9 protein-coding genes are annotated in these 13,001 nt (G+C 47.8%); 6 read left to right on the forward strand and 3 right to left on the reverse strand.

The window, feature by feature from the left end:
* Nucleotides 1-22: 22 nt before the first annotated feature.
* From thrC to thrA, 3 genes are all read right to left on the reverse strand, one after another.
* Nucleotides 23-1,318: a threonine synthase gene (thrC, locus tag V7S65_RS03825; RefSeq protein ID WP_079468138.1), complete on the reverse strand. Its 1,296-nt coding sequence runs from the start codon at nt 1,316-1,318 to the stop codon at nt 23-25.
* Between the two features lie 21 nt (nt 1,319-1,339).
* Nucleotides 1,340-2,266 (reverse strand): homoserine kinase, encoded by a 927-nt coding sequence (locus tag V7S65_RS03830; RefSeq protein WP_336386140.1) that lies wholly within the window; start codon nt 2,264-2,266, stop codon nt 1,340-1,342.
* 65 nt (nt 2,267-2,331) lie between these two features.
* Nucleotides 2,332-4,776: a bifunctional aspartate kinase/homoserine dehydrogenase I gene (gene thrA, locus V7S65_RS03835; protein WP_336386139.1), complete on the reverse strand. Its 2,445-nt coding sequence runs from the start codon at nt 4,774-4,776 to the stop codon at nt 2,332-2,334.
* A gap of 802 nt (nt 4,777-5,578) precedes the next feature.
* Here thrA and V7S65_RS03840 point away from each other — a divergent pair.
* The 6 genes from V7S65_RS03840 to V7S65_RS03865 all read left to right on the forward strand — a co-directional run bounded on the left by V7S65_RS03840 (nt 5,579) and on the right by V7S65_RS03865 (nt 12,942).
* Nucleotides 5,579-6,736 (forward strand): homogentisate 1,2-dioxygenase, encoded by a 1,158-nt coding sequence (locus V7S65_RS03840; RefSeq protein WP_079468135.1) that lies wholly within the window; start codon nt 5,579-5,581, stop codon nt 6,734-6,736.
* A 50-nt stretch (nt 6,737-6,786) separates the two neighbouring features.
* Entirely contained in the window at nt 6,787-7,917 is a 1,131-nt protein-coding gene (hppD, locus tag V7S65_RS03845) for a 4-hydroxyphenylpyruvate dioxygenase (protein WP_079468134.1), read from the forward strand.
* A gap of 693 nt (nt 7,918-8,610) precedes the next feature.
* Entirely contained in the window at nt 8,611-9,444 is an 834-nt protein-coding gene (locus tag V7S65_RS03850; RefSeq protein WP_336386138.1) for a hypothetical protein, read from the forward strand.
* A gap of 263 nt (nt 9,445-9,707) precedes the next feature.
* The gene (locus V7S65_RS03855) at nt 9,708-10,457 is read left to right on the forward strand and encodes a L,D-transpeptidase family protein (RefSeq protein ID WP_079468130.1); all 750 of its coding nucleotides are present in this window, start codon (nt 9,708-9,710) and stop codon (nt 10,455-10,457) included.
* 181 nt (nt 10,458-10,638) lie between these two features.
* On the forward strand, nt 10,639-11,214 hold the full coding sequence (locus V7S65_RS03860) for a gluconate 2-dehydrogenase subunit 3 family protein (RefSeq protein ID WP_111578791.1): 576 nt from the start codon (nt 10,639-10,641) through the stop codon (nt 11,212-11,214).
* A 30-nt stretch (nt 11,215-11,244) separates the two neighbouring features.
* Nucleotides 11,245-12,942: a GMC family oxidoreductase gene (locus V7S65_RS03865; protein ID WP_336386137.1), complete on the forward strand. Its 1,698-nt coding sequence runs from the start codon at nt 11,245-11,247 to the stop codon at nt 12,940-12,942.
* Nucleotides 12,943-13,001 lie beyond the last annotated feature (59 nt).

The raw sequence follows: 13,001 nt of genomic DNA on the forward strand, positions 1-13,001 counted from the left end.
TGGCGCCAAAACTACAGAATCATTATTGCATTAACCAGTTTTTGAAAGCTGGGTAGTCGGCAGCCAGCAGGGTAGCCTGTTTTTCCTTACCATATAAAGACATCACCTTTGCGGGAGTATATATTTCTTCCCGGATAGATTTAGGGGCGGTGTCTTCAAATTTCACGGGATGGGCTGTTTCCAGGAAAACGCCTGTCAGCTCCGGTGAATGTTCCAGGTAACGTTGCAGTCCCATGAAGCCTACGGCGCCATGAGGGTCCAGCATGTAATGGTTTTCTTTCCATACCTGCTCCATTGTGCGGGCGGTATCTTTATCATTAAAGCTGTAGGCCGTAAGTTTTTCTGCGAGGGAGGGGAGGCTGTTGCCAAACAGTTCCAGGATACGTACAAAGTTACTGGGGTCTGCCACATCCATTGCGTTAGACATGGTAGGCGATGCTTTGCCTGGTTCATATTTACCACTTTCCATAAAGCGGGGAACCGTATCGTTGATATTGGTGGCAGCTACAAAGTGTGATACCGGTAATCCCATAGCGGCGGCCATCATGCCTGCGCAGATGTTGCCGAAGTTGCCGCTGGGTACGGAGAACACGAGTTTGGGATGTGCCGCTTTCATTTGTTTGTATGCCAGGAAATAGTAGAACATCTGCGGCAGCCAGCGGGCTACGTTGATGGAGTTGGCGCTGGTGAGCGGGCGGCGTGCCTGCAGTTCCTGGTCGAGGAACGCGGTTTTTACCAGTTGCTGGCAGTCGTCGAAAGTGCCTTCTATTTCCAGTGCATGAATATTGTTGCCCAGTGTGGTGAGTTGTTTTTCCTGCAGCACACTTACTTTGTTGGAAGGGTAGAGGATCACTACTTCCACGCCGGGAACATTATAGAACCCATTGGCCACGGCGCCGCCGGTATCGCCGGAAGTGGCTACCAGTACGGTTACCGGGGTGGTGCTGTTGCGGCGGAAGTAGCCGAGGCAGCCTGCCATAAAGCGCGCGCCCACATCTTTAAATGCGAGGGTAGGGCCGTGAAACAGTTCCAGGGCATAAGTATGACCGGTTACTTTCTGTACCGGGAAAGGAAAATGTAAGGTATCGGTTACTATCTTTTTTAATGCTTCTTCGGGTATTTCATCGCCTACAAACGGGCGGATTACTTGTAGTCCGATCTCGTGGTCCGTATAATTATGCAGGTTATTGATGAAGTCTTTATCCAGCGTTGGTATCTGTTCCGGAAAATAGAGTCCTCTGTCTGGTGCTAATCCCTGTACTACTGCTGTTTCGAAATTTACCTGGTGCTGCTTGTTCTGTAAGCTGAAATACTGCATGAATAAAACGTTGTTAATTAGTTAGTCAATCACTTTTACACCGGCGGTGTTAATCTGGGAAACGTAGATTTTATAATCCACGCCAAGTGGTGCGTAAACGCTATCCATCGTAGCCGCTACTTTGCGGGCATTTTCTTCTCCTTTGCTGAGCATAAAAACAGAGGGGCCGGAACCGGAGATACCGCCGCCGAGGGCGCCGGCTTCTTTACATTTCAGTTTCAGTTCGTGGAAAGCCGGGATGAGGATGGAGCGGATGGGTTCCACGATCACATCTTCCAGCGAGCGGCTGATCAGTTCATAATCGTCCTGGTAAAGCCCGGCTACCAGTGCGCCTACGTTGCCCCATTGCCGGATGGCGTCTGTCATGAGTACTTTTTGTTTCAGTATTTCGCGGGCGTCAGACGTTTTTACTTCTATCTGCGGATGTATCACGGTAACCCACAGGTGTTCCGGGGTATGAAGCGTGGTAATATCCAGTGGGCGGTAGCTTCTCACCAGTGTGAAGCCGCCGAGGATGGCGGGGGCTACGTTATCCGCGTGGGCGGAGCCGCAGGCCAGCCGTTCACCTTCCATCGCAAACCTTACCAGTTGTTTTTTGGAGAAGGGTTCTCCCAGTAAATGATTGACGCCTACCACCGCGCCGGCGCTGCTGGCGGCGCTGGAGCCGATGCCGCTGCCGGGGTGGATCTTTTTAAAGATCTCTATTTCGATACCGATATCCGGCTGGTCGTATTTCTGTAATAAAGCCTGAACGGCTACGCCGGCTACATTACGCGATGTTTCCAGGGGCAGGTCCGCACCGTGGATGGCAGTAATGCGGATGCCTGGTTCGCTGCTCCTGCGAAGGATCATTTCATCTCCCGGCGCGTCCAGCGCCAGTCCGATTACGTCAAAGCCACAAGCTACATTGGCCACTGTTCCCGGCGCAAATACTTTTATACTGTCCATATCACCTTTAAGTTAGTTTAATTTAATAATTGATTGTCAGGATTGCAACTCAATTCATGGAAAGTTTACAATCTGGCACTCCGGATGATGTCTGCGAAGATGCCGGAGGCGGTAACATCTGCTCCTGCTCCTGCGCCTTTTACGATCAGCGGCTGGTCTTTGTACCGGCTGGTGGTATACAGCACGATATTGTCCTTGCCTTCCAGTTTAAAGAACGGATGATCGGGAGCCACGCTTTGCAGTCCTACAGAGGCTTTGCCATCTTCATAGCGGGCTACAAACTTGAGGCGTTTGCCTTCAGCGTCGGCAGCTTCGCGTAGTCCCTGGAAGTGACCGGCATGTACATCCAGCTCTTCATAGAAGGCGGGTACAGAAGGGGCGTCGAGGCATTCGGCGGGCAGGAACGAATGGTTGGTGATTTCATCCATTTCAATGGCGGCGCCGCTTTCACGGGCCAGGATGAGGATCTTTCTCATTACGTCTTTACCACTCAGATCGATGCGCGGATCGGGTTCAGTGTAGCCTTCATCCTGTGCGGCTTTCACTACTTCGCGGAAGCTGGTGCCATTTAGGAAATGGTTGAACACGAAGTTGAGGCTGCCGGATAGCACGGCTTCGATGCTGTGTACTTTGTCGCCGCTGCGGATCAGGTCATTCAGTGTATTGATAACCGGTAGTCCTGCTCCCACGTTGGTTTCAAACAGGAAGGAGGCGTTGTATTTGCGGGCCAGGTCTTTCAGTTGTTTATAATAGGCGTAGTCTGATGAGCAGGCAATTTTATTGCAGGTAACTACGGAAATACCGTGTTGCAGGAATTCGTGGTATACAGCTGCGATGTCGCTGCTGGCGGTATTATCCACGAATACGCTGTTGCGGAGGTTCATGTTTTTTATCTGCTGCACGAAATCGGCGGTGCTGATATGGTTGGCCTTTTCCAGTTGTTCGCGCCAGTCCAGCAACGTGATGCCTGCTTCGCTGATGAGGGTATGACGGCTGTTGGCCAGGCCGGTTACCCGGATCTGCAGGCCCAGTTCATGCTGGAGGTAGTATTGCTGTTGTTCCAGTTGTTCCAGCAGTTTGCTGCCTACGTTTCCTGCGCCGGCGATAAAGAGGTTCACCTGTTTGAGGGGTGTTTCAAAAAAGGTTTCGTGCATTACGTTCAGTGCTTTTTTGATATCGGCTTTGTTGATCACTGCGGAGATATTTTTTTCGGTAGATCCCTGCGCGATAGCCCTTACGTTCACACCGTTCCTGCCCAGGGTGCCAAAGAGCTTACCGCTGGTGCCGTGATGGTTTTTCATTTTATCACCTACTACGGCCACGATGCAAAGGTCTTTTTCCACGAGGAGAGGTTCTATCCGTTTTTCGCTTATTTCCTGTGCAAACTCGCTGTCTACCGCAGTTTTGGCTTTCAGCATATCTGCTTCATGGATACCCACGGTAATAGAGTGTTCGGAAGAGCTTTGGGTAATAAGGATTACGTTGATGCGTTCCCGTAAGAGGGATTCAAACAGGCGTTTGGAGAACCCGGGGATGCCCACCATGCCGCTACCTTCAAGGGTGAGCAGGGCGATGTTGGGGATACCGGAGATGCCTGTTACGGGGAAGCTGCGGTCGGCGCTATCCTGTATGAGGGTGCCATGATCTTCCGGGGCAAAAGTATTTTTGATCCAGATGGGGATGCGTTTACTCATCACCGGCTGGATGGTGGGGGGATAGATGACTTTGGCGCCGAAGTGCGACAGCTCCATTGCTTCCACATAAGAGATGTGTGAGATAGGAATGGCCTGTGATACGATGCGTGGGTCGGCGGTCATCATGCCGCTGACATCTGTCCAGATATCGAGTACGGCTGCATTTACGGCAGCAGCCACGATAGCGGCGGTATAGTCGGAGCCGCCGCGGCCGAGGGTAGTGGTTTCGCCATCGGGGGTAGCGGCTACAAAGCCTGGCAGTACTACATAGTCGGCGGGCGACTGTGCAAAGAACTGTGTAATATGGTGATTGGTGGCAACAAAGTTAACGGCGGCATGGCCGAAGTGGTTGTCTGTTACGATGAGTTCGCGGCTGTCTTTACAGGTAGCGGAGAATCCCTGTTGTTTCAGTTTCTCGGCTACTATCACGCAGGACATCAGTTCGCCGTAGCTCATGATTTTATCCAGGGTACGTGGACTGAGTTCTGCTACCTGGAAGATGCCATCGCAGAGGTTTTCGAGGGCATTGAGTTTTTTCTTCAGCTGGCTGATTTGCCCGCTTTGTGCGGTGATAGGGAATAGTTCACGGATGGTATCGAGGTGCCTGGCTTCAATTTCCTGTAATACACTTTTATAGTCTTCCTTGCCTTGTTCCGCGAGTTGTCCGCAGCGTATAAGCTTATCCGTTACCCCGCCAAGTGCAGATACAACGATAGCATATTTACCGGCAGGTTTATATTGTTTGAGGATGTTGCAAACCTGTTCTATTGCTTTGGCGCTTCCCACTGAAGTGCCGCCAAATTTTAATACTTGCATATGGAAAATTTATACATAGATAAGTCCGGGTCCTCCCGGTTATGTACCACCCTTGTGGTCGTTGGATAATATGTGAAAACTAACCCCGCAGTGGGGTTGTAATAATGGTGGTCGTTGTCGCCATAGTGCCCGCTATCTGCCTGGAGGCAGAAACCGAAGAGAACTGGTATGTGTAGAACGGTATCACTATTGGAATATGACGATTGTGTAACAAAAGTCCACAATTACACTGGTAAATAAAAGCGCAGTGGCTATTTTTAGAAATGTTTTAAAATTAGGGTCGTTTGTTGATTTTTGATACTTATTACGGCTAATTTTTAGAATTATATTCAAAATATAAACCGTGTAGTTGTGATTTCGTGATTTGTGATTTTTGATAGAATGATGTTTTGGTGACAATTTTATGACTGATATCTCCCTAAATCCTGCCTATTACAAAAATCATTTGGGAATCGCAGTTTTTCCTTACCTTAGTCGCCTAAACAATTGCCACTTGTCCATTTCACTGAAATATACAAGCAACAGTCAGCTTAACTACTACTTTCTCATGGCCACGCTTGCCATGGATTCGACTTTGGCATAACCTTTCCCAACGGCCGCTACCGGCCATCCTTCGTGTTTATATACCGTAACTTTGTAATAGTATTCAGTTGCTATTCCTGCGCATGTGTATCTTAATTTTTGCTGCCATCAGCAGGTTGCGCTGTATCATATAAATATGAATCATACACCAGTACAATGAATCATACACCCATTCAATCTTTTAATTGTACACCAGAACAATTTTCTCAAACCACCTGTCATGCCACATTATTATAAACTAGGACAAATACCGCATAAGCGCCATACCCAGTTCCGTAAACCGGACGGCCAGCTGTATTCGGAGCAGTTGTTTTCCACGGAGGGGTTCTCTTCCCACTCCAGCTTGTTGTATCACTGTCACCCCCCTACGGAGATTGTAAAAGTAGATGAACCTTATTCCGTTGCGCCAAAGGTAGCAGAAGAGAAGATGCTGAAGCACCGCAGCTTTATCGGGTTCAACATTAAGCCGGAAGACGACTTTTTAGATAGCCGCAAAGCCGTGCTGGTAAACAGTGATCTTCATATTGTGCTGGCATCGCCCCGGAAAAGTATGGAGGGATATTTTTACAAAAATGCCGATGCGGATGAAATGATTTTTGTACATGAAGGCAGTGGTGTGTTGAAAACACAGTATGGCCAGCTGGAGTTCGGCTATGGCGATTACCTGGTGGTGCCCCGCGGCACTATTTACCAGATTGTTTTTAATACGGAAGATAACCGCCTGTTTATTGTAGAATCGTTTAGTCCTATCCGTTATCCGAAAAGATACCTGAGCAAATACGGCCAATTGCTGGAGCATTCCCCTTACTGCGAGCGGGATATCCGGCAGCCACAGCACCTGGAAACCATTGATGAGGAAGGCGACTTCCTGATCCGGATTAAAAAGAAAGGGGTGATTTATCCCATTCATTATAAACATCATCCCTTCGACGTAGTTGGCTGGGATGGATGCGAATACCCGTTTGCCTTTTCCATCCACGATTTTGAACCGATCACCGGGCGGGTACACCAGCCGCCACCGGTGCATCAGACCTTTGAGGGCAACAACTTTGTAGTGTGTTCCTTCTGTCCGCGGTTATTTGATTACCACCCGCAGGCCATCCCTGCGCCGTATAATCACAGTAACATCGACAGTGATGAGGTATTATATTATGTAGACGGTGACTTTATGAGCCGTAAGCATGTGGTGCGGGGGATGATTACCCTGCATCCTGCGGGGATTCCGCACGGGCCTCACCCCGGAGCCGTGGAAAAAAGCATCGGCGCAAAGGAAACAAAGGAGCTGGCAGTGATGGTAGACACCTTTCACCCACTCCAGATCACCGAAGCAGCACTGGGTATTGAAGATGGCAGCTATGTAATGAGCTGGGCAGAATAAAATGATACACAAAAACCAACCAACTTATAAAACCAAAACAATTGAATGTTATGGAAACAGCATTAGTGAATGCGGACAACTTAACCGGTCAGCAGGACTTTTTACCACTCAACGGTACCGACTACGTTGAGTTTTATGTAGGCAACGCCAAGCAGGCGGCTCATTATTATAAAACTGCTTTCGGCTTTCAGTCGGTAGCTTATGCCGGTCCTGAAACCGGTGTAAAAGACAGGGTTTCCTATGTGCTGGTGCAGAATAAACTGCGCTTTGTACTCACCACCTCCCTGTTGCCGGATACGGAAATCGCCCGTCACGTTGCCAAGCATGGCGATGGCGTGAAAGTACTGGCGTTGTGGGTAGACGATGCCCGCTCTGCTTACGAGGAAACGGTGAAACGCGGCGCTACGCCTTACCTGGAGCCGGTTACAGAGAAAGATGAATTTGGCGAAGTAGTACGGAGTGGTATCCATACCTATGGCGATACCGTGCATCTTTTTATAGAACGTAAAAACTATAAAGGGCTGTTTATGCCAGGTTTCAAGGAATGGAAAACGAATTACAACCCAACTGACACCGGCTTATTATATGTAGATCACTGCGTAGGTAATGTAGGCTGGAATGAGATGAATACCTGGGTTGGATTTTACGAGCGCGTGATGGGTTTCAGGAACCTGATCTCTTTCGACGACAGCGATATTTCCACCGAGTATTCAGCCTTGATGAGTAAGGTGATGAGTAACGGTAACGGCCGTGTGAAATTCCCGATTAATGAACCGGCAGAAGGAAAGAAAAAGTCGCAGATTGAAGAGTACCTTGATTTCTATGGCGGGCCGGGTGTGCAGCATGTGGCCATTGCTACCAACGACATTGTGAAAACAGTAACTGAGCTGCAGAACAGGGGAGTAGAGTTCCTCACGGTGCCACCAGTGTACTATGAAACCTTGCTGGACAGGGTGGGTAAGATTGATGAGGAGATTGCGCCGTTGCAAAAGTTAGGCATCCTGGTGGATCGTGATGATGAAGGGTACTTGTTGCAGATTTTCACCAAGCCTATCCAGGACCGGCCAACGGTGTTTTTTGAAATTATTCAGCGCAAGGGCGCGCAGTCTTTTGGTAAAGGCAACTTTAAAGCGTTGTTTGAGTCTATAGAAAGAGAACAGGCGCTGCGCGGTAATTTATAATTCTTCAGCTCCCGGTGGGAGGTTACAACTATTTTAACTGCAGTCCGCTCCGGTTTTCCGGAGCGGATTTTGTCTTTCTCCCGATTAGGCTGATCAGGTTGATTACATTGATTTTACTTTTTTCTTTAGGAGATGGGGGAGATAGCTCATGCTTAGCTGATGCTTTGCATATACTTAGCTCATACTTAGCATATGCCTTTGGTATGGACTTGACGCGGAGGTGATGTGGAGGTGACGTGGACTTGATCGGTAACGTATTGTGTATCAATGTGCTATAGGGGGGTCTGAAACATTCTTTCAACAGGTTCCGTCAGAGGAATAAACTGAATATCAATGCTTTAAGCACATTATAAAGATAAACATAATCTGGCAAAATCCGCACTTTTTTGGATGTAAAAGATGAGGGAAGATCGCAGCGTATTTCGCTGTGATCTTCCCTCATCTTTTTACTAAAATCAAAATAATTCTAAAAAATAAAATCAATGTAATCAGCCTGATCAGTCTAATCGGGAGAAAGACAGAATCCGCATCGCCGAAGGCGATTATAAAATATATTCGAATGTTAACGATATGTAAATATCGCGTTATTTTAAACCGTCCGCTGAAAATGCGCGTATATATTGCGTCTTTTCCCACATTCGCCACACTTTAGTTATTTTTACACAGTATATTTATATTTAATATTTGTAACCTATGCTCACAACTTCCATAGCCCGCGGGGCTATCTATGCCGCTTTGGTGACATCGTTCACCGTCCTTACTGCTTTCCGTAGCGAAGGCAACCATATCAATCTCCACAACGGAGGCGATCAGCAAACGTACCTGCACAAAGTAGTATCACCGGCAGGGCAAACCCTGGTGGAGTACAACACGGACAAAACCATCCGCAGAATTGTACAGCTGCGCAAATCAGAAAATGATACCTACAGCGACATCCAGCTGCCGGTATACGAAAATGGCCGCCTGGTGAGGTGCCTGTCGGCTGCCGATGAAAAAGCCGTTACCGGCGAGCCTTACCTGTCGTTTGAGTACAAGAGCGACAAGGTATCGAAGATCACCTACTATCGTGACAATGCCCTGTATTCCTACGATTCCCTGGTGTATGACAACAGTGGTAAATTAGCCAGGCGCTACCAGTTTGGCCGTAACACTGTCAAAGCCGGCTGGGAAAACAGTGGGTACCTGGAGTATACCTGGAACCAGGAAGGAGATGTAGAACGGATGGATACCTATGGAAAACAGCCAGGGTACAGCAAGTTCGTGTATACGTCGTCCGTTAGTTATACCTACGACCGCAAACTGAACCCGCAGCAGCTGCAGCCCGAGCTGGGCATCCTGCTGGAAGGCGGCGCCGGAAGCCTGTCGGCCCACAACGTGCTTACCGAAAACATCAGCAGCCCAAACACTTCCAGGGTGGTTACCAACACCTATACCTACGCCTATAATGGAAAGTACCCGGTTCGTGCCACTTTTAGTTCCGGCATGGACGCGGCTACCGTAAAACTGGAATGGATAAAGCTACAGTAACGTAATAAACGCGTAACTTTACAATATAAAAATAAGAGTTCCGTTTTTTATGAGGATGCAAACGCTGTTCGGTGTATTGTTTTTGTTAGGTGGGATTTTCCAGGCCTTTACGGCTATATTGATCTATCAGGGGCACAAGCACTATATATTGAAGATTGCCAACAGGAAAGTGAGTATGGTAATATATTTTATTTTTGCCCTGTTATTGTTTTATCTTGCTTATATAAACCTGGTATAAACATTAAAATTTGTTGAATAGTATTATGAAGCGACTTGTTGTAATCGTCCTGATTTTGTTGGGTGCAGGTAAAATTTTTGCCCAGCAATCTTTCCTCGACAATCAGAAAATGTTTCCCAAAGTAGGGGAGGCATACCGTGAAAAGGAGGAGTTGCTGAAAAAAGAATTCGAAAAGAAGGGTCTTGTTTACCCTGCGAGATATATGTTTGTCCGTTCCTTCAAACTGGACAGTGAAATGGAAATCTGGGTGAAAAATAACCCCCAGGATACTTTCCGTTTGTTCAAATCTTACCGGGTGTGTACGCTCTCCGGTAAAATGGGACCTAAACGTAAGGAAGGCGACCGGCAGGTTCCGGAAGGATTCTACTATATCAACGATTTTAACCCGAACAGTAACTATCACCTGTCGCTGGGGATCAACTACCCGAATTTTTCAGACCGCATCCTGAGCGATCCGAAAAACCCGGGCGGTGAAATCTATATCCACGGCAATTGTATCACCGTAGGCTGTATTCCTTTAACTGATGAGTTCATTGATGAGGTATACATTTTAGCAGTAAATGCAAAGAATGCAGGACAGGACTTCATACCGGTGCATGTGTTCCCTGTGAAATTTGGCAACCCAGGTTCCATGAACTACCTGGGCACCTTTACAATGACAGACAATTCCTCCAAACAATTCTGGGCGGAACTCAGGTCAGCGTACGATTATTTTGAAAAACACCACCGCCTGCCGGTTGTACTGGTAGACGACAAAGGAAAATACATCCTGTAGCAGTTGCCACATTGCACAGGCCGATGGGTAGATGGAAGTCGTAATACAGACTTACATCTACCCATCTTCTTTTTTTACTTCTTCCTGTTTTTTAACTGCTCATGCATATTTCACCCCTCTTTATTTGGTTTTTAGAAGAATTTTTTCCAACTTGTTCGAAGGTCAAATCAACTTACTATTTATGCACAGAAGAGACGCAATAAGGAATGTGGCGATTTTGTTGGGCACCGCCATTTCCGCTTCCACGTTATCAGCTTTAGAAAGCTGTACAGGTTCCGCTCCTAAGAACTACGATCTTCAAAAGCCGGAAACCAAAGCTTTATTAGCGGAGATAGCGGAAACCATCATACCCAAAACCAGTACTCCTGGTGCAAAAGATGCCAAAGTAGAAGACTTTATCATTGTGATGATGAACGATTGCTACAAGAAGGAAGATCAGCAGGTGTTCCTCGATGGGTTATTAAAAATTAATGAGGCAAGTGAGAAGCAATTCAAAAAAGGCTTCATGGATATTACTCCGGAACAACGTACCGAACTCCTGACAGGGATTGAAAAAGAGCGCGTAGAGTACAACAAGCGTAAAGATAAAAAAGAAGGGGATCCTACCCATTATTTCCAGTACCTGAAAGAATTAACCCTGCTGGGTTATTTCACTTCCGAACCGGGTGCCACCAAAGCACTGCGCTATGTAGCCGTTCCCGGTAAGTACGAAGGTTGCACTCCTTACACCAAAGGAGAGAAGGCCTGGGCGATATAATCTTCTTTTTACTTTCTAAATCCAAATTAAATGAACCTGAATATAAAAGCACAGGCTGAAAATACTTATGATGCCATCGTAATTGGCTCAGGTGTGAGTGGTGGATGGGCAGCCAAAGAGCTGACAGAAAAAGGCTTAAAAGTACTCATGCTCGATCGTGGTAAACCACTGGAGCATGTGAAAGACTATGAAACCGCTACCAAAGATCCGTGGGAGTTTAAACACCGCGGCCGTATCACCATAGATCAGCGCGAAACACATCCTAAACTGAGCCGCGACTATCCCTATAGTGAACACAACGAAAAATACTGGATCAACGATTCCGAAAGTCCGTATAATGAAGTAAAGCGTTTCGACTGGTACCGCCCGGATATTGTGGGTGGTAAATCCATTATGTGGGGCCGTCAGTCGTACCGCCTGAGCGATATTGATTTTGAAGCCAACCTGAAAGACGGCATTGCCGTAGACTGGCCTATCCGTTATAAAGACATTGCTCCCTGGTACGACTACGTAGAGAAATTTGCCGGTATCAGCGGTACCCGTGAAGGGCTTCCGCAGCTGCCTGATGGCCAGTTTATGCCGGCTATGGAAATGAACTGCGTGGAAAAAGATCTAAAGGCCAGCGTGGAAGGAAAGTTCAAGGGCCGTAATATTACCATGGGGCGTGTAGCCAACATTACGCAGCCGCTTCCCGGCCGTGAGAAATGCCAGTACCGTAACCTTTGCAGCCGCGGATGTCCGTTTGGCGCTTATTTCAGCACACAATCCTCCACACTGCCGGCAGCAAGAGCTACCGGTAACCTCACGCTTCGCCCTGATTCCATTGTAAATTCCATCATCTATGATGAAAAGCAAGGCAAGGCAACGGGCGTAAAGGTGATTGACAAGCACACGAAGCAAATGGTGGAATACTATGCGAAGATCATCTTCATCAATGGTTCTACCCTCGGTTCTACCTTTGTAATGATGAACTCTATTTCCTCCCGCTTCCCGAATGGGTTGGGTAACGACAGCGGCGTACTGGGCAAATACCTGATGGATCACCATTTCCGTACAGGCGCCGGCGGTACTGCGGAAGGATACGACGATAAATACTATTTCGGCCGCCGTGCTAACGGGATCTATGTTCCCCGTTACCGCAACATCGGTAGCGATAAACGTGATTATATCCGTGGATTTGGTTACCAGGGTGGCGCCAGCCGCTCAGGCTGGAGCCGCGGTATCGCTGAAATGGGTGTGGGTAAAGACTTCAAGGAAATGCTCACCGAACCGGGTCAATGGAGCATCGGTTTAGGTGGCTTCGGTGAATGTTTGCCTTATGAATCCAACCAGGTAACCCTGGATACCTCTGTGAAAGATGCATGGGGCCAGCCTGTATTGAAATTTGATGCAGAGTTCAAGGAGAACGAAAAGAAAATGCGTGTGGACATGATGAATGACGCCGCAGAAATGCTGGAAGCCGCAGGTATTAAAAACGTGAAAACATACGACAACGGGTCTTATCCGGGTATGGCCATTCACGAAATGGGTACCGCACGTATGGGCCGCGATCCTAAAACATCGGTGCTCAACGGCTTTAACCAGATGCACGCTGTGAAGAATGTATTTGTAACAGATGGCGCATCCATGACCTCCGCTTCCTGCGTAAACCCTTCTCTCACGTATATGGCGTTAACTGCCCGCGCAGTAGACTATGCCGTGAAGGAACTGAAGAAAGGCAATATTTAAAAAATGATAAGTGCGTAGCGGTCAGGGATAGCTTTTGGAAAAGCTGATCCCTGGCCGCT

The organism is Chitinophaga sp. CCNWYY40 (genome assembly GCF_037483205.1).
GTDB lineage: Bacteria > Bacteroidota > Bacteroidia > Chitinophagales > Chitinophagaceae > Chitinophaga > Chitinophaga ginsengisegetis.